At 71.8% G+C, this 20967-nt stretch carries 14 protein-coding genes and 1 pseudogene; 12 read left to right on the top strand and 3 right to left on the bottom strand.

Going from position 1 to position 20967, the window contains the following annotated elements:
- Nucleotides 1–133 precede the first annotated feature (133 nt).
- From ADK65_RS19845 to moeZ, 12 genes are all read left to right on the top strand, one after another.
- Nucleotides 134–1177: an alpha/beta fold hydrolase gene (locus ADK65_RS19845; protein WP_053671652.1), complete on the top strand. Its 1044-nt coding sequence runs from the start codon at nt 134–136 to the stop codon at nt 1175–1177.
- 8 nt (nt 1178–1185) lie between these two features.
- On the top strand, nt 1186–2808 hold the full coding sequence (locus ADK65_RS19840; RefSeq protein WP_053671651.1) for a DUF3152 domain-containing protein: 1623 nt from the start codon (nt 1186–1188) through the stop codon (nt 2806–2808).
- 68 nt (nt 2809–2876) lie between these two features.
- The gene (locus ADK65_RS39795; protein WP_324614289.1) at nt 2877–2969 is read left to right on the top strand and encodes an Ms4533A family Cys-rich leader peptide; all 93 of its coding nucleotides are present in this window, start codon (nt 2877–2879) and stop codon (nt 2967–2969) included.
- Between the two features lie 167 nt (nt 2970–3136).
- Complete coding sequence (locus ADK65_RS19835) at nt 3137–4855, top strand: ABC transporter substrate-binding protein (RefSeq protein WP_053671708.1); 1719 nt, start codon at nt 3137–3139, stop codon at nt 4853–4855.
- 4 nt (nt 4856–4859) lie between these two features.
- On the top strand, nt 4860–5870 hold the full coding sequence (locus ADK65_RS19830) for an ABC transporter permease (RefSeq protein ID WP_053671650.1): 1011 nt from the start codon (nt 4860–4862) through the stop codon (nt 5868–5870).
- On the top strand, nt 5867–6865 hold the full coding sequence (locus tag ADK65_RS19825; RefSeq protein ID WP_053671649.1) for an ABC transporter permease: 999 nt from the start codon (nt 5867–5869) through the stop codon (nt 6863–6865). Before ADK65_RS19830 ends, ADK65_RS19825 begins: the two co-directional genes overlap by 4 nt.
- Entirely contained in the window at nt 6862–8466 is a 1605-nt protein-coding gene (locus ADK65_RS19820; protein WP_053671648.1) for a dipeptide ABC transporter ATP-binding protein, read from the top strand. The genes ADK65_RS19825 and ADK65_RS19820 overlap by 4 nt, the downstream gene beginning before the upstream one ends.
- 260 nt (nt 8467–8726) lie before the next feature.
- Entirely contained in the window at nt 8727–10454 is a 1728-nt protein-coding gene (locus ADK65_RS19815; RefSeq protein ID WP_053671647.1) for a DUF3492 domain-containing protein, read from the top strand.
- On the top strand, nt 10454–11758 hold the full coding sequence (locus tag ADK65_RS19810; RefSeq protein ID WP_234352916.1) for a hypothetical protein: 1305 nt from the start codon (nt 10454–10456) through the stop codon (nt 11756–11758). The genes ADK65_RS19815 and ADK65_RS19810 overlap by 1 nt, the downstream gene beginning before the upstream one ends.
- Before the next feature lie 186 nt (nt 11759–11944).
- Nucleotides 11945–12904 (top strand): NAD-dependent epimerase/dehydratase family protein, encoded by a 960-nt coding sequence (locus tag ADK65_RS19805; protein WP_053671646.1) that lies wholly within the window; start codon nt 11945–11947, stop codon nt 12902–12904.
- On the top strand, nt 12892–13641 hold the full coding sequence (locus ADK65_RS19800; RefSeq protein ID WP_053671645.1) for a spherulation-specific family 4 protein: 750 nt from the start codon (nt 12892–12894) through the stop codon (nt 13639–13641). Before ADK65_RS19805 ends, ADK65_RS19800 begins: the two co-directional genes overlap by 13 nt.
- 63 nt (nt 13642–13704) lie before the next feature.
- Entirely contained in the window at nt 13705–14883 is a 1179-nt protein-coding gene (moeZ, locus tag ADK65_RS19795) for an adenylyltransferase/sulfurtransferase MoeZ (protein ID WP_031112256.1), read from the top strand.
- Between the two features lie 71 nt (nt 14884–14954).
- On the opposite strand, the gene ADK65_RS19790 is transcribed toward moeZ, so the two are convergent.
- From ADK65_RS19790 to ADK65_RS19780, 3 genes and pseudogenes are all read right to left on the bottom strand, one after another.
- Nucleotides 14955–16421 (bottom strand): alpha/beta hydrolase, encoded by a 1467-nt coding sequence (locus ADK65_RS19790; protein ID WP_053671644.1) that lies wholly within the window; start codon nt 16419–16421, stop codon nt 14955–14957.
- Nucleotides 16422–16556: 135 nt separating this feature from the next.
- Nucleotides 16557–18100, bottom strand: a pseudogene (locus ADK65_RS19785) (alpha/beta hydrolase).
- A gap of 132 nt (nt 18101–18232) precedes the next feature.
- The gene (locus ADK65_RS19780) at nt 18233–20965 is read right to left on the bottom strand and encodes a lysylphosphatidylglycerol synthase domain-containing protein (RefSeq protein WP_053671643.1); all 2733 of its coding nucleotides are present in this window, start codon (nt 20963–20965) and stop codon (nt 18233–18235) included.
- Nucleotides 20966–20967: the final 2 nt, after the last annotated feature.

Genomic DNA, 20967 nt, shown 5'->3' with positions numbered 1-20967 from the left:
GTGCTGCCGCCGCCGACTGCCGCCCCTCCGTGACCGGGTGCCTGTTCTTCCGCGTCTCCAACGGCCGATTCCTGTGACGGCGAACACAGGCGAACACATGAGTCACTGCGTGATCGTCTCGTAACATTGCCGCATGTCTTCGACCGAGCTGCCGTTCGTGCCGCCCGCCAATGTGCTGCCCAAGGTGGGGACCGTCCGGGTCGCGGAGGGCGAGCGGTTGAGGTCGGTCGAGCTGCCCGGCGTCACGCTCACGATGCGGGCGAGGCCTCCGGCGCGCGAGGGGCTGCCTCCGGCCCTGTTCGTGCACGGGCTCGGCGGTTCCTCGCAGAACTGGTCCGCGCTGATGGCCCTGCTGGACGACTCCGTCGACGGCGAGGCCCTGGACCTGCCCGGTTTCGGCGACTCCCCGCCGCCGGACGACGGCAACTACTCCGTCACGGGGCACGCCCGCGCGGTCATCCGTTACCTCGACGCCGCCGGACGCGGCCCCGTGCACCTGTTCGGGAACTCGCTCGGCGGCGCCATCGCCACCCGTGTCGCCGCGGTTCGACCCGATCTGGTCCGTACGCTGACGCTCGTGTCGCCCGCTCTGCCGGAAATCCGAGTGCAGCGCACCGCCGTGCCCACCGGGCTGCTGGCGGTGCCCGGTGTCGCCCTCCTCTTCACCCGGCTCACCCGGGAGTGGACGGCGGAGCAGCGGGTCCGCGGCGTGATGGCGCTGTGTTACGGGGACCCCGGGCGGGTGACGCCGGAAGGATTCCGCAACGCCGTGCAGGAGATGGAGCGGCGCCTGCGGCTGCCGTACTTCTGGGACGCGATGGCGCGCTCCGCGCGCGGGATCGTCAACGCCTACACACTGGGGGGCGAGCAGGGGCTGTGGCGCCAGGCGGAACGAGTCCTCGCGCCGACCCTCCTCGTCTACGGCGGCCGTGACCAGCTCGTCGGCTTCCGCATGGCTCAGAAGGCGGCCCGTGCCTTCCGGGGCTCCCGGATGGTGACGTTGCCCGACGCGGGCCATGTGGCGATGATGGAGTACCCGGAGACCGTGGCCCTGGCTTTTCGTGAACTGCTCGAAGACGCAGAAGCGTTGGGAGCACGGCGGGCCGGGCAGGCCGACCGGCCGGCTGACGGGGGCACCGCAGGCGGACCAGGCACCGACGACAGCATGGGGGGCTGAGGCGCGACGTGGGACGCCACAGCCGCCGCGGACCGGTCGTCAAGGACGACGGCGCGGACACGACCGCAGCACGGGACGGCCGGACCGGCGCCGCACAGAGCCAGCGGCCGGGCCAGACGCCTGACGCCGGCCGGGGAGCCAGGACCGCACCGCCCGGCACACCGCAGGGCGGTGCGCCGTCGCAGGGCGCGCGCAGGGTGCCGGGGCCGAGGCCCGCACCCGCGGACGGAACGCCGCGCGGCATGCCGCGCCTGCCCGACGGCTGGCACCCCGACAGCACACCGGCCCAGGGCGTGCCGCGCCTGCCCGACGGCACGCCGGTACGGGGAGTGCCCCGCCTCGCCGAGGATGCCGGCTCGCGTGGCGTTCCGCGGCGGACTGACGGGCACCCCGCGCACGGCGTTCCCCGGTCGCCGGACGGAACTCCGGCGAGGGGTGTTCCGAGGATGGCCGACGGAACTCCGGCGAGGGGTGTTCCCCGGTTGCCGGACGGCACCCCCGCGCGCGGCTTCCCGCAAGCCCGCGGAGGGCATCCCGAGCAGCGGGAAGCCGGGGGCGGCTGGGGCGAGCCGAGGGCGAGCGGCGGGGGGACCGCCGGTGTCGGCGTACCCATACCGCGGCAGCGCCGGGCACCCGTGCCCGGGCCGCGGCAGGACTACATCGATGCCTTCGTCAACGAGGAGGACGACGTTTTCGCGCCCCGTACGCCCGCCTCCGCGCACGCCGCGGACGCCTACGCCTCCGTGGCGGACTGGAGTGTCGGCAGCCCTGCCGGCTCCGGGTCCGGCCACGACGACGCGGGGCCCACCGGCGCGCCCGCGCCGGGCCGGGGCGGCAAGGGCCGTACGTTCACCGGAATCGCGGCCGCGGCCGTCACCACGGTGCTGGCCGTGGTGGTCGCGGGGCAGGTCGCCGACGACCACGGCGCCGCCGGGGTGCAGTCGCAGTCCGCCGGTGACCAGGCCCGTGACGTCCGGGACTCCGCGTCCCGTGCGGACGGCCGGGCACCCGCTCCCGAGGCCAAGCTGCTGACGTACGACGAGAAGATGGGCAGGACGTATCCGCTCGGCGCCGGCCTCAAGGGCTCGGGGAAGTTCGACGCCGTCCCCGGCATCGCCAAGGCGCCGGGCTCCGGGCAGAAGTTCACCTACCGCGTCGACGTGGAGCAGGGCCTCGGACTCGACGGCGCGCTCTTCGCGGAGGCTGTGCAGAAAACCCTCAACGACCAGCGCAGCTGGGCCCACAACGGCGCGCGCACCTTCGAGCGGATCTACTCCGGCAAGCCCGACTTCGTGATCACCCTCGCCAGCCCCGGCACCACCGCCGACTGGTGCGCCAAGTCGGGCCTGGACACCACCCAGGACAACGTCTCCTGCGACTCGGCGGCGACCGAGCGCGTGATGATCAACGCCTACCGGTGGGCGCAGGGCTCGGAGACCTACGGCGACAGCCAGATCCACGCCTACCGGCAGATGCTCATCAACCACGAGGTCGGCCATCGTCTCGGCTTCAATCACGTCACCTGCGACAAGGACGGCGACCTGGCCCCGGTCATGCAGCAGCAGACCAAGTTCCTCGACCACGACGGCATCCACTGCCGCCCCAACGCCTGGGCGTATCCGGAGAGTTGACCGGTACGCCGCGGGATGTGGCGCGGCTCGCGTTGACACGCGCGGAATGATCGTTCATATTTCTGGGCATGTCGCCCCGTCACGCCTCCGTTCGCGCCGCCATCGAGCTGGCGCTCATCGGCGTGACCCCGCTCTGCGTGGCCGACATCCACTGTTGCTGACGCCCGCCCCCGGCGCGCGTCGCTCACTCTCCCCGTGACTCGGTCACGGCTTTCCGACGACTCGGCGCCGGGCAGACGTCTGTCTTCTTCCGTCTCACCCTTCGTCTTTTCGTCTCGCGATCCGAGAAATCTTGGTCCGGGACGCCTTCCGAGAGGTCGTCATTCCGATGCGCCAACCGTCCGTCACAGCGCGCCGCGTGGCCGCGGCATCCGTCAGCCTGGTCCTGGCAGCGGGCGCCGCCGCCTGCGGGCCGAAGGACAACGATGCCAAGGCCGCCGGCGGCGACTCCACGCCTCACAAGGGCGGCACGCTCACCGTGCTGAACGCCCAGCCCCAGCAGGACTTCGACCCGGCCCGCCTCTACACCTCCGGCGGCGGCAACGTCCCGTCCCTGGTCTTCCGCACGCTCACCACCCGCAACCGTGAGAACGGCGCCGCCGGCGCGAAGGTCGTCCCCGACCTCGCCACCGACACCGGGCGTCCCGGCAAGGACGCGACCGTGTGGACGTACACGCTGAAGAAAGGCCTGAAGTACGAGGACGGCACCCCGATCACCTCGGCCGACATCAAGTACGGCATCGAGCGTTCCTTCGCCCCCGAGCTCTCCGGCGGCGCCCCTTACCTGCGGGACTGGCTGGTCGGGGCGGCCGACTACCAGGGCCCGTACAAGGACAAGAAGGGCCTCGACGCGATCGAGACGCCCGACGAGCGGACCATCGTCTTCCATCTGAACAAGCCCGAGGGCGAGTTCCCGTACCTCGCCACGCAGACGCAGTTCGCCCCCGTCCCGAAGAGCAAGGACACGGGCACCAAGTACGAGGAGCACCCGGTCTCCTCCGGGCCGTACAAGGTCGTGCGGAACGACAACGACGGCGAGCGGCTGACGCTGGAGCGCAATACGCACTGGTCCGCCGCGACCGACGCGGAACGCAAGGCCTACCCGGACAAGATCGACGTGCGGTCCGGGCTCGACTCGTCCGTCATCAACCAGCGGCTGTCCGCGTCCCAGGGAGCGGACGCCGCCGCGGTCACCACGGACACCAACCTAGGCCCGGCCGAACTGGCCAAGGTCACCGGCGACAAGGACCTCGCCTCCCGCGTCGGCACCGGGCACTTCGGCTACACCAACTACATAGCGTTCAACCCGACCGTCAAGCCGTTCGACGATCCCAAGGTGCGGCAGGCCATCTCGTACGCCATCGACCGGTCGTCCGTGGTGAACGCCGCGGGCGGGTCCGCGCTGGCCGAGCCCGCCACCACCTTCCTGCCGGACCAGAAGTCCTTCGGCTACACGCCCTACGACCTCTTCCCGGCGGGCAAGACCGGTGACCCGGCCAAGGCCAAGGCGCTGCTCAAGGAGGCCGGGCACGCCAAGGGCCTCACCGTCACGCTGACGCATTCCAACGCCAGGGACTTCGAGACCAGCCCCGAGATCGCGACCGCCGTCCAGGACGCGCTCAAGAAGGCCGGCATCACGGTCAAGCTGCAGGGTCTGGAGGAGAACGACTACTCCGACAAGATCCACAACGTGAAGTCCGAGCCCGGCTTCTTCCTCGCCCACTGGGGTGCCGACTGGCCCTCCGGCGGGCCCTTCCTCGCCCCGATCTTCGACGGCCGCCAGATCGTCAAGGACGGCGCCAACTTCAACACCGGCCTGCTGAACGACACGTCGGTCAACGCCGAGATCGACGCCATCAACAAGCTGACCGACCTTGACCAGGCCGCCAAGAGGTGGGGTGCGCTGGACAAGAAGATCGGCGAGCAGGCCCTGACCGTGCCGCTGTTCCACCCCGTCTACAAGCGGCTGGTCGGCAAGGACGTCAAGAACGTCGTGATCAGCGACTGGACCGGCGTGCTGGACATCTCCCAGGTCGCGGTGAAGTGACACCGTGAGTGAGGCACTTCTCGCCGCCGAGGCGGCCGGGACGGACACGACCGTCCCGGCCGCCTCGGGGGCCCGTCAGTTCTGGCGGCGGCTGCGCACGCAGCGCGCCGCCCTCGTCGCGGCCGGAGTCGTCGCGCTGCTCGTCCTGGTCGCGCTCGCCGCGCCGCTGCTCACCGCGCTGGAAGGCCAGGACCCGACCACCTACCACCCCTCCCTGGTGGACTCCGCGCGCGGCGGCGTGCCCATCGGGTCCCTCGGCGGAGCGAGCGCCGACCACTGGTTCGGCGTCGAACCGCAGACCGGCCGGGACCTCTTCGCGCGGCTGGTGTACGGCGCCCGCGTGTCCCTGGGCGTCGCCCTGGCCGCGACCGTCGTGCAGGTCGCTCTCGGGATCACCGTGGGCGTCGCGGCCGCACTCGGGAAGCGGTGGGTCGACCAGCTGCTGAGCCGGTTCACGGACGTCTTCGTCGCCATGCCGCTCATGATCATGTCGTTGGCCCTGCTCGCGATCGTCCCGGCGAGCTTCCCGCGGCCCGTGCTCGTCGCGCTCGTCATAGGCCTGATCAGCTGGGGCAACATCGCCCGGATCGTGCGGGCGCAGACGCTCACCCTCAAGGAACTCGACCACGTCGCCGCGGCCCGGCTCAGCGGCTGGGGCACGTGGAGCATCGCCCGCCGCGAGCTCCTCCCCGGGATCGCCGCCCCCGTCATCACGTACGCCGCGCTGCTCGTCCCGATGAACATCACCGTCGAGGCCGCCCTGTCCTTCCTCGGCGTCGGTGTGAAGCCGCCGACGCCCTCCTGGGGGCAGATGCTCACCAGCGCCGACGTCTGGTACCAGGCCGCCCCGCAGTACCTGCTGCTGCCCGCGGGCGCCCTGTTCGTCACGGTGCTCGCCCTCACGGTCCTCGGCGACGGCGTCCGCACCGCCCTCGACCCGCGCGCGGCCTCCCGGCTGCGCGTCGGGACGGGCCGCAGGCGGGAGTCGAAGGCGGACCAGGGAGGCACGGCATGAGCGGCCTCACCGGCTTCGTCCTGCGCCGCGCCGTCGGCGCCGTCCTCACCCTGTTCGTCATCTCGGTGATCGTCTACGTCGTCTTCTACGCCACGCCCGGCAACGTCGCCCAGATCACCTGCGGCCCGCGCTGCTCACCGGAACAGGTGCACCAGGTGGCCCGGCAACTGAACCTCGACGACCCGCTGTTCGTGCGGTACGGGCACTTCCTGCAGGGCCTCGTCGCCGGCCAGGACTACTCGACCGGTACGTCGGTCCAGCACTGCTCCGCTCCCTGCCTCGGCCTGTCGTACCAGAGCGACCGGCAGGTCACTCAGCTGATCCTGGCCAAGCTCCCGGTCAGTCTGTCCCTGGTGGCCGGTGCGATGGTCATCTGGCTGGTCCTCGGCGTCGGCACCGGCGTGCTCTCCGCCTGGCGGCGCGGCCGGTTCTCCGAGCGGGTGCTGACCGCCATCACCCTCGCCGGCACGGCCACCCCGGTCTTCGTCATCGGCCTGGTCCTGATGATCGTCGTCTGCGGGGAACTGCAACTGCTGCCCTTCCCGCAGTACGTGGCGCTCGGCGACGACCCCGAACAGTGGGCGTGGAACCTGCTGCTGCCCTGGTTGTCGCTGGCCCTGATCGAGGCCGCTTCGTTCGCCCGGCTGACCCGGGCCTCGATGCTGGAGACGCTGGCCGAGGACCACATCCGCACCTTCCGCGCGTACGGCGTCGGCGAACGGTCGATCGTCGGGCGGCACGCACTGCGCGGCGCGTTCGCCCCGGTCATCGCGCTGAACGCCAACAACGTCGGGTCGGCGATCGGCGGCGCGGTGCTCACCGAGACGCTGTTCGGCCTGCCCGGCATCGGACAGGAACTCGTCCATGCCGTCAACGTCGTCGACCTGCCGGTCGTGGTCGGCATGGTCCTGGTCATCGGATTCTTCGTGGTCCTCGCCAACGCCGTCGCGGACGTCCTGTACGCGGTGGCCGACCGACGGGTGGTGCTGACATGAGCCTGGTCGACGTGACCGGCCTCCGCGTCGACTTCGGCGCGACGCGTGCCGTCGACGGACTCTCCTTCCGCCTGGAGGAGGGCGCCGCCCTGGCCCTGGTCGGTGAGTCCGGCTCCGGCAAGTCGACGGTGGCGTCCGCGTTGCTCGGTCTCCACCGCGGCACCGGCGCGCGGGTCGAGGGCACGGTCGAGGTGGCCGGCACCGACGTGCGGCGCGCCTCCGACGAGGAGCTGCGGCGGCTGCGCGGCGGGCGGGCCGCCATGGTGTTCCAGGATCCGCTGTCCTCCCTGGACCCGTACTACGCGATCGGCGACCAGATCGCCGAGGTGTACCGCGTGCACGCGCGTGTGTCCCGGCGGGCGGCACGCGCGCGTGCCGTGGAGGTTCTCCACCGGGTGGGCATCCCGGACGCGGCACGGCGGTCCCGGTCCCGGCCTCACGAGTTCAGTGGCGGCATGCGCCAGCGCGCCCTGATCGCCATGGCGCTCGCGTGCGAACCCAGGCTGCTGATCGCCGACGAGCCGACGACCGCCCTCGACGTGACGGTCCAGGCCCAGGTCCTCGACCTGCTGCACACGCTGCGCGAGGAGACCGGCATGGGCCTGCTGCTCGTCACGCACGACGTCGGCGTCGCCGCCGAGAGTGTCGACGAGGTGCTGGTGATGCGGCACGGCAGGGCGGTCGAACACGGCCCGGTCGCCGACGTGCTGGGCGCACCGGCCCAGCCGTACACCCGGGAACTGCTGGCCGCGGTCCCCCGGCTGGACGCACCGCGGAAGGCCCCGGCGGCCCCCGAGCAGGTCGTCGAGGAGGTCGTCCTGGAGGCGACCGGCCTCAGGCGCGAGTTCGGGCGCGGAAAGCGGGCCTTCACGGCCGTGGACGACGTGTCGCTGGTCCTGCGGCGCGGCGAGACCCTCGGGATCGTCGGCGAGAGCGGCAGCGGCAAGACGACCCTCGGGCGCATGCTCGTCGGGCTGCTGGAGCCGACGGCGGGATCGCTGACCTTCGAGGACCGCCCGCACAAGGGGGTGAACCCGGCCGTGCAGATGGTCTTCCAGGACCCGGTCTCCTCCCTCAACCCACGACGCAGCGTGGGCGAGTCCATCGCCGACCCGCTGCGCGCACGGGGCGAGCGGGAGGAGGGGCGCATCCGCGAGCGCGTGGGCGAACTGCTGGAGCGCGTGGGGCTCGAAGCAGCGCATCACGACCGGTACCCCCATGAGTTCAGCGGCGGGCAGCGCCAGCGGGTCGGCATCGCCCGGGCGCTCGCGGCCGACCCCCGGGTCATCGTCTGCGACGAGCCGGTCTCCGCCCTCGACGTCACCACCCAGGCCCATGTGGTCGGCTTGCTCGGGGAGTTGCAGCGTGAACTCGGGCTCGCGCTGGTCTTCGTGGCGCACGACCTGGCCGTCGTGCGCCAGGTCAGTGACCGGGTCGCGGTGATGCGTCGCGGCAGGATCGTCGAGGAAGGGCCCGCCGCGGGGGTGTACGAGTCGCCGCGCGACCCCTACACCAGGCAGTTGCTGGCCGCCGTACCGGCGCTCGATCCGCAGGTCGCCGCGCGACGCAGGGCGGAGCGACGGGAGTTGGCCGCGGCATGACACCGGGCGGGCGACTCGGGTGGGTCGCGGCCCGACACCGGGCCGGGCCACTCGGGTCGACCGCGGCATGACGATCCGTGTCCGGTTGATCTCCTAGCGCGACAAAACGCGACCCGCACGGGAAAGTTACGACCGTTCACCCCTTTTGGTGGTGCGACGGACAACCGTCCATCGCACCACCGCCTTGTCCGCATACGTTCGTCCCGCTGCGAGCCGCCGGGCAACGGCGGCTCTCCATAGGGGAGATCGGGGGTGCACACGTGCGCATCGGACTGCTTACGGAAGGTGGCTATCCGTATGTGAGCGGTGACGCCAGGCTCTGGTGCGACCGGCTGGTGCGCGGGCTCGCCCAGCACGAGTTCGACGTCTACGCGCTCAGTCGCAGCGAGCGTCAGGAGGACGACGGCTGGGTCCCGCTGTCACCGAACGTCCGCCGGGTGCGCACCGCGCCCCTGTGGATGGCCGAGGACGACGAGGCGGTGCTCGGGCGCCGCGCACGCCGGCGGTTCACGGAATGCTTCGGGGAACTGGCCGCGGTGTTGTGCGAGGGGCCAGGGGCCGGGGGTGTCGCGGGCGTCGCCGGGGGACCCTCCGAGGGCGCGCTCACCTCTGAGGCGGACCGTTTCGCCAACGCTCTGTACGGGCTCGCCGAACTCGCCCGCGAGGAGGGCGGCCTGGCCGGAACGCTCCGGTCGGAGGCCACCGTTCGCACCCTGGAACGCGCCTGTCGTGCGCCCGGCGCCCATCGTGCCGCACGTGAGGCACGCGTACCCGATCTGCTCGCCGTAGCGGCCCATCTCGCACGGGCCCTGCGCCCCCTCTCCCTCGACTGGTACGAGGAGGACGGGCTCGGCGCGGTCGACCTCTGCCACGCCTCGTCCGGCGGTACGGCCGTCCTGCCCGGCCTGCTGGCCCGGCACTTCACCGGCGTACCCCTGATGGTGACCGAGTACGGCGTGAGCCTGCGGGCGCACTACCTCACCGCCCCGGACGCCCCACCCGCCGTACGGTCCCTGCTGGCGGCCTTCCAGGGCCGGCTCGCGGCCGAGGCCTACGGGCGGGCGGAGGTCGTCACCGCCGGCAACACCCACACCCGCCGCTGGCAGGAGCGCTGCGGTGCCGACCGGCACAAGCTCCGCACGGTCCACCCCGGCATGGAGGCCCGGCCTTTCGCCGAGGTGGGAGAGACCCCGGACTGCGCGGACCCGGACACGCTGGTCTGGGTCGGCCGCGTCGAGCCCGCCAAGGACCTGGTCTCGCTCCTGCACGCCTTCGCGGAGGTGCGCAAGCAGGAGCCGGGGACGCGGCTGCGCATCGTGGGTGCCCCCGCCGGTCCGGAGGGGGTCGCCTACCTCGGTCACTGCAGGACGCTCGCCGCCCAGCTCTTCCCCGACGAGGCCGAGGGCCCGCACACCGCCGGCGACAATCCGGTGTCCTTCGAGGAGATCGGCGGCCCGGAAATCCCGTCCGTCGCCGACGCCCACGCCTCGGGTGCCGTGACCGTCCTGTCCAGCGTGGTCGAGGGGTTCCCCGGCGGCCTCGTCGAGGCCATGCTCTGCGGGCGCGCGACGGTGTCGACGGACGTCGGCGCGGTCGTGGAGGTCATCGGCGGCACGGGCCTCGTCGTACCGCCGCGCAATCCGCGGGCGCTCGCCGACGCGTGCGTGGCGCTGCTGCGCGACCCCCAGCGCCGTGCGCGCCTGGGCGCCGCGGCTCGCGCCCGTGCCCTCGAACTGTTCACGGTCGAGCAGAACATCGAGGCGTTCCACCGCCTGTACCTGGAGATCGTCTCGCGCGCGCCCGTCCGCCCTGGCCTCCTCGACGGTGCGGGAGCGCCCCTGCCGTTCGCGGTGCCCGCCGAGGCCCATGTGCCCGTCCGCTGGAGTGCCGCCTCACCCCGCCTTGCCGCCGCCCGCAGCGGCCCCGGCCGGGCGGCGGGCGGACCCGTGCGGGCGACCACTCCCGTGCCCGCCCGGGAGGGTGCGTGATGAGCGACCTGAACGAACTGGCCTCGGGAGCCCCGGAAGCCCAGAAAATCGCGGCAATCCCTGTCGCGGAGGCAACCGCGGAGGCAACCGCGGAGGCGCTCGCGGAACCCACGGCCGAGAGCCGAGAGCCCGCAGCCGAGCGCGCGGTGCCCGGCGTGGGGGAGTTCAGTGCGGCCCAGAAGGCTTCCGCCCCGCGACGGGGTGCTGCCGATCCGGTCAAGGCGCTGATGCACCGGCACCGTGAACTCTGTGAGCGCGCGGTCGACCCTTTGGAGATCGCCGCGGGACTGGAGGCGCACGGCATCACCGACCGGACCGCCGCCCGCTTCCGCCACCGCGACGTCTTCTCCCTCGCCGAGGAGATGTACGCCCGCGTCGCGCGGGACGGGGACACACCCCCACCCGTCCCGCCTGCCCCTCCCCGGGTGCGCGCCGACTGGGCGTTCCTGACACTCCTGCCCGGTGCGCTGTGCGCCGCAGCCCTGGCCGCCGTGCACCTCACTCATGGGCAGCCGCGCCTGTTCGCGGTCGCGGCGGGCGCCCTCGCGGTGGCCCTGGGGCTCCGTGCGGCCCTGCGCCGAGGGCCCCTGAGCAGGACCGGCACGGACCGGCCCGGGCCGCGACCGGGCGCAGCCGGCGGCAGAACCACCCCGTGGACCCTGTGGCTCGTCCTCTACGCCCTCCTGGGCGACGGGCTGCTCCGCAACGCCCTCGCCGGAGGCCCCGACGCCCTGCCCACCGGCGCGCCCGACGGCCCCTGGCCCCTCACCGCCGCCCCGGTCCTGGCTCTCACCCTGGCCTGCGCGCCCGCCGCCTGGATCACACACGTCCTCACCGTGCGCGCCCGCCGCAGACTCGCCTCCAGCCGCGGCCTGGAGGACTTCGCCGCCGCCGTACGGCCCCTCCTGCTCGGCACGTTCGCCCTGTTCCTGGGTGCCTTGGCGGCCCTGCTCGCCCTCTGCGGGGAAGTCCTCGGCGAGTCCGGTGCCTCCGCTCAGGCCCTGGCCCTGGGAGCGCTGCTGTTCCTGGCCCGCCTCCTCACCGTGCACGGCTTCACCTACGCCCCCGCCGTGGTGCTCACCGCGACGGCCACGGCAGAGGCGGTCGCCCTCGCCACGGTCTTCGCCTCCCGGCTCCCCGGTCTCGCCATCATGGCCACTCCCGTCCACACCCTCGCCACCACCTGGGGTGCCGGCAGCGTCCCCACCCTCGCCTGCGGAGCGGCGGCCCTGGCCCTGCTGTTCCACGCGACCCGCAAGCTCACCCGGGCCTCGGCCCACGCACGGTCGGAGCCCACGCGGTGACCGCAGCCGACACCGGCCCCGCCGCCGACAAGGGCCCAAAGCCGACACCGGCCCCGCAGCCGCGGGCGGCTCCCGCCCCGTTTCGTCCCTTCCTGCTGTCTGTCCCTCTTTCCCCTTCCTTTCCGCCTCGAGGAGAACCCGCATGATCGCCCACCCAGGAACCCCGGCGACCCGGGGAGCCACGCGATGAGAGTCCTGCTGATCGGAGCCAACGGCTACCTCGGGCGCTTCGTCGCCGACCGTCTTCTCGCCGACCCGGCCGTGCAGCTCACCGCCCTCGGCCGCGGCGACGACGCCGACGTCCGCTTCGACCTCGCCTCCGGCAGCCCCGGTGCCCTCACCCGCTTCCTCGACGCCGTCCACCCGGGTGTCGTCGTCAACTGCGCGGGCGCCACCCGCGGCGGGGCCCGCGAGCTCACCCGCCACAACACCGTCGCCGTCGCCACCGTCTGCGAGGCCCTGCGCCGCAGCGGCTGCGGCGCCCGGCTGGTGCAGATCGGCTGCAGTGCGGAGTACGGTCCGAGCCAGCCCGGCTCCTCCACCGCCGAGGACGCGGTGCCCCGGCCCGGCGGCCCGTACGGCGTCAGCAAACTCGCCGCCACCGAACTGGTCCTCGGCTCCGGTCTGGACGCCGTCGTCCTGCGCGTCTTCTCTCCGGCGGGGCCCGGCACCCCTGCCGGCTCCCCGCTGGGCCGTCTCGCCGAGGCCATGCGCCGCGCCATGCAGTCCGGCGACGGCGAGCTGAAACTCGGCGGGCTCGGCGCCCAGCGCGACTTCGTCGACGTCCGCGACGTGGCCCGCGCCGTCCACGCCGCCTCGCTCTCCGCCGCGCAGGGTGTCATCAACATCGGCTCCGGCCGCGCCGTGCGCCTGCGCGACGCCGCCGCGGTCCTCGCCCGCGTCGCCGGATACGGCGGCGCCCTCCACGAACTCGACGGTCCGCCCGGCGCCCTGCGCTCGGCCATCGGCCATCCCCGCCCCGACCCGGACCACGCGCCCCCCGTCGCGTACCCGTATCCGGACGGCTGCGGCAGCTGGCAGCAGGCCGACGTGCGCACCGCGCGCGACCGTCTCGGCTGGCGTCCACGGATCGGCCTGGAGGAGTCACTCGCCGACATCTGGATGGAGGCGGCATGCCGCATCTGACCAGATCCCTGCGGCGCACCTCGGACACGGAACTCCGCCCCGGCGTCGGGGTGCCCGGCTACGCACACCCCCTCCTCGCCCCCACCGAATGGGGCGAGCTGACCCGCCCCGGCACCCCACTGCACTGGGTGGTCCTCAACGTGGCCGACGGTCCCGGCGCACGCCCCGACCCGCACTGCCTGGCGGCGGCCGGCCGCCTGCGCAACGCGGGCATCCGCGTCCTCGGCCACCTCGACACCCGGTATGGCACCCGCAACTTCGGCGAGCTGATCTCGGAGGCCCACCGGTTCGTCGACTGGTACCAGGTCGACGGCTTCCTCCTTGAGCGCTGCCCGGCCGACCACGCCGGGCTGCCCGAGGTCCGCCGCACGGTCGCCACGCTGCGGGTGATCCGTGACGCTGCCCACATCGTCCTCGGTCACGGCATCCACCCGCACCCCGGCTACATCGAGCTCGCCGACCAACTGGTCACCTTCTCCGGGCCCTGGAGCGACTACCGCTGGTCGCAGGTGGCCGAGTGGACCGCTGACCACGCCCCCGAGCGCTTCTGCCACTTCGTCCACGGCGTGCCCCGCCCGCACCTGGGCGAGGCACTGCGCATCGCCCGGTGGCAGGGCGCCGCGACGGTCTGGATCACCGACCACACGGACGGGGGCGGTCACACCGACCCCTGGGAGGCCATGCCCGGTTACTGGGACGAATTCGTCTCGCGTGTCGGAACAGGTGTCTCGGAATGAAAAAGCGCGTGGCACTGTTACGGGGAGAACAACCGTAGTGATTGACCGACCAACGGAGTCCCCGTGTCGCTGCCACCCCTGGTCGAGCCGGCTTCCGAGCTCACCGTAGACGAGGTCCGCAGGTACTCCCGCCACCTGATCATCCCCGACGTGGGCATGGACGGGCAGAAGCGGCTGAAGAACGCCAAGGTGCTCTGTGTGGGCGCCGGCGGCCTGGGCTCGCCGGCGCTGATGTACCTGGCCGCCGCGGGCGTCGGTACCCTCGGCATCGTGGAGTTCGACGAGGTCGACGAGTCGAACCTGCAGCGCCAGATCATTCACAGCCAGGCCGACATCGGCCGCCCCAAGGCGGAGTCCGCCCGCGACAGCGTCAAGGGCATCAACCCGTACGTGAACGTGATCCTTCACGAGGAGCGGCTCGAGGCCGACAACGTGATGGACATCTTCAGCCAGTACGACCTGATCGTCGACGGCACGGACAACTTCGCGACCCGCTACCTGGTCAACGACGCCTGCGTGCTGCTGAACAAGCCGTACGTCTGGGGCTCGATCTACCGCTTCGACGGCCAGGCGTCGGTCTTCTGGTCCGAGCACGGCCCCTGCTACCGCTGCCTGTACCCGGAGCCCCCGCCGCCCGGCATGGTCCCCTCCTGCGCCGAGGGCGGCGTCCTGGGCGTGCTGTGCGCGTCCATCGGCTCCATCCAGGTCAACGAGGCCATCAAGCTGCTCGCCGGCATCGGTGACCCGCTGGTCGGCCGACTGATGATCTACGACGCCCTGGAGATGCAGTACCGCCAGGTCAAGGTCCGCAAGGACCCGAACTGCGCGGTCTGCGGCGAGAACCCTACCGTCACCGAGCTCATCGACTACGAGGCCTTCTGCGGTGTCGTGTCCGAGGAGGCCCAGGCGGCGGCCGCCGATTCCACGATCACTCCCAAGCAGCTCAAGGAGTGGATCGACGACGGCGAGAGCATCGACATCATCGACGTCCGCGAGCCGAACGAGTACGAGATCGTCTCCATCCCGGGCGCCCGGCTGATCCCGAAGAACGAGTTCCTCATGGGCACCGCCCTGGAGAGCCTCCCGCAGGACAAGAAGATCGTCCTGCATTGCAAGACGGGTGTCCGCAGTGCGGAAGTCCTCGCGGTGCTGAAGTCCGCGGGCTTCTCGGACGCGGTGCACGTCGGCGGTGGCGTGATCGGCTGGGTCAACCAGATCGAGCCGTCCAAGCCGGTGTACTGAGCCGTATCCGGCCTCCCTTCCCGAACGGCGGGGGCTTCGGGCACCACGGGTGTCCGGGGCCCCCGCCGTCGTCATGAGCAGACCTTGCCGTCCTTCGGCACCGAACCGTCCAGCAGGTAGGCGTTGACCGTTGAGTCGACGCAGTCGCTCCCGCTGCCGTACGCGCCATGCCCCTCGCCCCGCCAGGTGAGCAGCACTCCGACGCCCTTGCCCAGTTCGTCGGCCATCCTGCGCGCGCCCTCGTACGGGGTGGCCGGGTCGCCGGTGTTGCCGACCACCAGGACGGGTGCCGCGCCCGGCGCGCTCACTTCCGGGGTGTCGTGCTGTCCGGGCACCGGCCAGTCGTGGCACCAGCCGGCCGTGTCCCAGCCGAGGAACGTCCCGAAGACCGGGGAGATCTTCTCGAACCGGGGCAGCAGCCGCTTCGTCTCGGCCACCGTCGGCCGCTGCCGGTCGTCCAGGCACGATATGACCCGTTGGGAGTGGCTCGTCGTGCCGTAGCGCCCCGACAGGTCACGTTCGTTGTAGCGGTCTGCGAGGGTCAGCAGCTCCGAGCCGTCACCCCGTTCGGCCGCGTCGAGGGCGCTGGTCAGCGTCGGCCAGCTGTCCTTGCTGTACAGCGGCTGAATGATGCCGGTCACCGCGAGGCTCTGGGTCAGCTTGCGCCCGGGCACGCCGGCCGGGAGGGGCCGGGCGTCGATCCGCCGCAACAGGGCCGCGATCTTCCGCGAGCCCTTTTGAGGGTCCTGGCCGGTGGACTCGAGGTAATCGTTCAATGCGCGCTGGAATCCCAGAGCCTGGTTCTCGGCGTGGCCCACGGTGTCCGCGCCGGGGTCGACGACCGCGTCCAACGTCATGCGTCCCACCTTCCTCGGGAACAGATGGGCGTAGGTGCCGCCCAGTTCGGTGCCGTAGGAGATGCCGAAGTAGTTCATCCTCTTGTCGCCGAGGACTTCACGGATGCGGTCCATGTCACGGGCCGAGTCGGCGGTCGAGACGTGGGACATGAGCTCCCCGGCGTCCTTCTGGCAGCCCTTGCCGAAGTCGGTGGCGTCCTCCAGGTACGCCTTCTCCTCGGCGGGGGTGTCCGGGGTGAGGTCCACCGACTCGGCTGCCTGCATCTCCCTGTCGCCCCGGCAGCGGACCCCCTCGCTCGCACCCACCCCGCGGGGGTCCCAGCTCACCAGGTCGTACCGCTCGCGCAGTGAGGAGACGGCCGGGGCGTACGACGGCATCATGGACACACCCGAGGCGCCCGGGCCGCCGAAGTTGAACAGCAGCGAGCCGACACGGTCGCCGCCGCGTGCCTTGGCGCGGATCAGACCCAGGCCGATCGTCTCGCCGTCCGGCTTCGACCAGTCCAGCGGCACCTTCAGCGTCGCGCACTGCCAGTCGCTGCTCGGCGCGGGGCCGCCGGACGTGGCTTTGCAACGCCCCCAGGACAGCCCGCTCTTGTCGTCGGACGGACCGCCTCCGCAGCCCGCGGCCAGCAGGGCCGATGCGGCCGCCAGAGCGGTCCACCGAACAAAGTGTGCCATTGCCCATCCCCCCTCGCAGGCCGTCCGCTTCGTGCAGCGGAAGGCGGTCCGGCCATGGTAGGCACATCCCGCATCGACCGTCTCAGCCTGTGGATAACCCTGTGACCTGCGAGTTTGTCCGGAGCGCTGGCGGTGTCAGGCGCAGACGGTCCCGGCCGGCGGCACCTTCCCGTCCAGCAGATAGCCGTTCACCGCGCCCTGCACACACGGGTTCTTGCTGTCGTAGGCGCCGTGGCCCTGACCCCGGTAGGTGAGCTCGACTCCGACGCCCTTGCCCAGCGCGTTCACCATCGCTCTCGCACCCTCGTACGGTGTGGCCGGGTCACCCGTGTTGCCGACGACCAGAATGGGCGCCGCGCCCGGAGCGCTGACGTCGGGGTGGTCGGCCGCGCCCGGCACGGCCCAGTCGGTGCAGCCGATCATGCCCCAGGCCCAGGATTCTCCGAACAGCGGGGACGCGGCTCGGAACTCGGGCAGCTTCCGCTCCACGTAGGAGGTGTCGTAGCGCGGTTTGGTGTCCGCACAGCTGATTGCGGTGTTGGCAGCGGTCGAGTTGTCATACTCGCCGTTCTCACTGCGCCCGTTCAATGAGTCGGACAGCAGCATCAGGATGCTCCCGTCACCGTCGTAGGCCTGCTTCAAGCCCTCGGTGAGGGTCTCCCACAAGTCCTTTGAGTAAAGCGCCTGCACGATGCCGTTCGTTGCCGCGCTCTGGGTCAGTTCGCGCGGGAAGACGCCTTGGATCGGCTTGCGTTCGAGGTCTTTCAGCAGCGCGGCGATACGATCCGTCACGTTCTGGGCGCTGTCGCCGAGGGAGCACTCCTCCGTCTTCGACACACAATCCTCGGCGAAGTTCTCGAGCGCGAGCTGGAAGCCCTTGACCTGCGCGAGCGAGCTCTGTTCGGGTTTCAGGGTGGGGTTTACGACGGCGTCGAACACAGCGCGGCCGACCCGCTTGGGGAACAGATGGGCGTAGACACCGCCGAGTTCGGTGCCGTAGGAGAACCCGAAGTAGTGCAGCTTGTCGTCGCCGAGGACTTGGCGCATCAGGTCCAGGTCGCGGGCCGCGTCGGTGGTCCGCACGTGCGGAAGGATCTTCTCCGACTTCTGCTCGCAGGCGTCGTTGAAATCCTTGGTGTTGTCCACGAGCCGACTGCGTTCGGCGGCGTCGTCGGGCGTGGTGTCCTGCTGGAAGTACGCGTCGAGCTGCTGGTCGTTCTCGCAGAGGACGGGGTCGCTGCGGCCGACTCCGCGGGGGTCGAAGCTGACCAGGTCGTAGCGGGTGCGCAGGGTGTTGAAGCCGTCTGCGAAGCCGGGCAGGGTGGTGACGCCCGAGGCGCCGGGACCACCGAAGTTGAAGATGAGCGAGCCGATGCGTTCGCTGTCGTCGCCGGTGGTCCTGGCCCGGATCAGCTCAAGGCCGATCGTGTCGCCGTCGGGATCGCCCCAGTCGAGCGGGACCTTCATGGTGGCGCACTGCCACTCGCCGCCGTCCGGCAGAGGAGAGGGCGAGGCGCCCCCACCCTGTGCCTCGTCCGGTGCCGGACAGGCCTTCCAGCTCAGTTCCTGCCGCGTCACGTCCTCGCCCCGGCGTCGTCGCCGCAGCCCGCCAGCACAGTGGACAGCAGCACGGCGGAGGCGGTCAGGGCGGCGGCGCGCAGCCGGAGGACGGAGGGCATGGTTCCATCCTGCGGCGGTCCCGGACGGGGCGCGCGGGACGCGTGCCGTACGAGGTAGGAGGGTTCCCTGAGACCACAGAGCCTGCCTGCCGGGCCCACTGTACGGAACGGCGCGCCGGCGTCCCGGTCGTCTCAGAGGGCCTGCTTGCGTGAGAGGTGGTTGAAGGCCAGCCAGCCCGGCAGGACGGGCAGCCACAGCGTCAGAAGGCGGAACAGCAGGACCGCCGGGGCCGCCACCTCCTTCGGGAGCCCGACGGCGATCAGCCCGACCGTCAGGGTCGCCTCGACCGCGCCCACACCGCCCGGCGTCGGAGCCGCGGACCCGAGGGCGTTGCCCGCGAGGAAGACGACGGCGACGCTGGCGATGCTGATCGAGGTGGACTCGTCGCCGAACGCCCTGATCGACGCGTCCAGGCACATCACGAAGCAGGCCGTCAGCAGCAGCATGCCGCCGATGCCCGTGACCAGCTTCTGCGGCCGCTGCAGCACGTCCAGCATGCGCGGCACGACACCGGCGAACAGCGACCGCACGCGGGTGACGACGAACTTCCGCAGGAACGGCACCGAGGTCACCACGAGCACGAGCACCGCCACCGTCAGCAGGCCGGCGATGACCGTCCGGGACGGCGACAGCGAGGGCGTCTTCTCGGTGCCGGTCAGATAGCCGAAGGACAGCAGCATCAGGATGTGGCAGCCGAGCCCGAACAACTGCGACGCGCCGACACTCGCCACCGCGAGCCCCGGCCGCACTCCGGCGCGCTGCAGGAAGCGCGTGTTCAGTGCGACACCGCCGACGGCCGCCGGGGCGACGATCTTCACGAACGACCCGGCGACCTGCGCCGCCACGGTCCGCAGGAACGGCACCCGCTCGGGTACGAAGCCCAGCAGGGCCATGGCCGCGGCGACGTAGCTGCCCATCGAGAACAGCACGGCCGCGGCGACCCAGCCCCACTCGGCGTTCGCGATGAGCGGCCCGAACTCGATGTGTGTGAGCTGCGTCAGCAGGAAGTACGCGCCGATCGCGCCGGCGATGAAACTGATCAGCGTGCGCGGACGCACCCGCTCCAGCCGGGCCGGCTCGACGGGTGCCTGCGGCCTGATCCGCAGCACCGCGTGCCGGATCTGCGTGAGCAGGTCCTCCTCGCGCGCCTCCTCCAGGGCTTCGTCGATCGCCCGCTTCTCCGCGCGCTGCTCCGCCCGTACGGCCTTCTTGTCGGGTTTCTCCTGGACGGGCCCGGGTTGTTCGTCCGCGTGCTCCTCCAGACGGGCCTGCTTGGCCAGCCGGGAAGCCTCCAGGACCGCTTCGCGCTCGCGCTGTGCCCGCTCCCGGGCCAGTCTGCGCAGCGTCGCGCGCGTGGAGCGGCTGAGCGCGATCGGCTGGAGCATCGGCAGACAGTCCGCCACGGCGTCAGGACCGAGCACGCCCACCGCGGAGGCCACCGCCCGCTCGGCGCCCACCCGGAGGCCGAGCGTCACCAGCAGCTGGGAGGTGTCCATGCGCAGCAGCAGGTCACCGGCCGCGATCTCGCCGACGCGCAGGTCGGTGAGGATCACCGTGCCGGAACGATCCACCAGGATCGCGTCGCCCACCAGCCTGCGATGCGCGATGCGCCGTGACTGCAGCGCCTTCACCTGGTGCCAGGTGTCGCGCAGCAGGTCGTCGGTGATCTCCTTGTCCGGCAGCGAGTCGAGGGTGCGGGCGCCGCTGTGCTCGTAGACGAGCATCACCGCGTCGGGGCCGAGCTCGGAGGTGGCGATCAGCTTGGGTGCGTTGGCGCCGGCCGCGATGGCCGCGTACGCCAGCAGCGCCTCCTGCTCCAGGGCCTGCCGCAGCGACTGAAGGCTGCTGCGGGTGGCGAAGCCGCGCAGAGTGAGGTTGCGCCACGCACGGTAGAAGAAGCCCTGAGCCTGCTGCTCCCGGTCGACCACCGTCACGTCCAGGGGCGGCCCGTCCTCAAGGGTGACGAAGTAGCGCCGCCCCCGGTCCCCGGTGTCCGGATTGTCCGTGGTGTCCTCGCGGGACGCGCTGACCGGGCGGAAGCCGACGGTCCGCAGGCCGGCCATCAGGGTCTGCCCCGTGGGCCGGACGTTCGGCGAGCCGACGGCGTACAGCGTGCCGTAGGCCACGGTCCAGCCGATCAGCACGGTCAGGATGATCGAGAACGGGGTCGTGTAGCCGGTGACGAGCATCGAGAAGGCGTCGAGGAGCAGCACGACCCACAGCACCGCGCGCCATCTCGGTCTGCGGGACATGCCGACGGCCGTCATATAGGCGATGACCGGGGCCAGGTATCCGTGCACGGGGTCGGTCAGCGCGTGGACGTCTCCGGGGGAGGGCTGGGTGAGCGCCTCCTGGATGGAGTCGGGTGCGGCCCGGGCGACCCACAGGTCCGTGGCGAGGGTCACGCCGTGTGCGAGGACCGCCGCGAGGACGCCGTCGGCGATGCGGAGCCCGTCCCGTTTGATCAGCCGCTCGATGGCGAAGGCGACCGGCACCAGCAGGATGGCGATGCTGGAGGCCAGCCCCGCGATCTTGATGAGCAGATCGGGTGCCTGCCCGGTGCCCTTGTTGATGTCCTGTTCGAGGCCCGAGGTGGTGCCGTGCGCGAACGCGGCGATCCCGATCAGGACCGCGACGGCGAGCACGCCCACCAGCAGACGCATCAGGTCGGACGGGCGGTGCACGCGCGCGGGGAGCAGCGGTTCGTCGCCCTCCACCTCGTCGATGTGCGCGAAGTCCGGCTCCTCGGCGGCCGCGCGGGTCTTCTTCGCCGCCCTCTTCGGGCCCTCGTCCGGAGTGCCAGGGCGCGACGAAGCGTCAGAGATGCCCTCCGTGTCCTCGGGGTGCGCACCCTGCTGCTTCATCG

The sequence above is a fragment of the Streptomyces sp. NRRL B-1140 genome (assembly GCF_001280065.1).
GTDB lineage: Bacteria > Actinomycetota > Actinomycetes > Streptomycetales > Streptomycetaceae > Streptomyces.
Note: the sequence above shows the minus strand (reverse complement) of the source record. Positions and strands in the feature narration are given on the sequence as shown.

Coding starts and splice junctions, on each gene's coding strand:
- ADK65_RS19810 (WP_234352916.1), top strand. CDS start 10,454: ATGAGCGACCTGAACGAACTGGCCTCGGGAGCCCCGGAAGCCCAGAAA.
- ADK65_RS19790 (WP_053671644.1), bottom strand. CDS start 16,421: ATGGCACACTTTGTTCGGTGGACCGCTCTGGCGGCCGCATCGGCCCTG.
- ADK65_RS19825 (WP_053671649.1), top strand. CDS start 5,867: ATGAGCGGCCTCACCGGCTTCGTCCTGCGCCGCGCCGTCGGCGCCGTC.
- ADK65_RS19800 (WP_053671645.1), top strand. CDS start 12,892: ATGCCGCATCTGACCAGATCCCTGCGGCGCACCTCGGACACGGAACTC.
- ADK65_RS19845 (WP_053671652.1), top strand. CDS start 134: ATGTCTTCGACCGAGCTGCCGTTCGTGCCGCCCGCCAATGTGCTGCCC.
- ADK65_RS39795 (WP_324614289.1), top strand. CDS start 2,877: ATGTCGCCCCGTCACGCCTCCGTTCGCGCCGCCATCGAGCTGGCGCTC.
- ADK65_RS19835 (WP_053671708.1), top strand. CDS start 3,137: ATGCGCCAACCGTCCGTCACAGCGCGCCGCGTGGCCGCGGCATCCGTC.
- ADK65_RS19780 (WP_053671643.1), bottom strand. CDS start 20,965: ATGAAGCAGCAGGGTGCGCACCCCGAGGACACGGAGGGCATCTCTGAC.
- ADK65_RS19805 (WP_053671646.1), top strand. CDS start 11,945: ATGAGAGTCCTGCTGATCGGAGCCAACGGCTACCTCGGGCGCTTCGTC.
- ADK65_RS19820 (WP_053671648.1), top strand. CDS start 6,862: ATGAGCCTGGTCGACGTGACCGGCCTCCGCGTCGACTTCGGCGCGACG.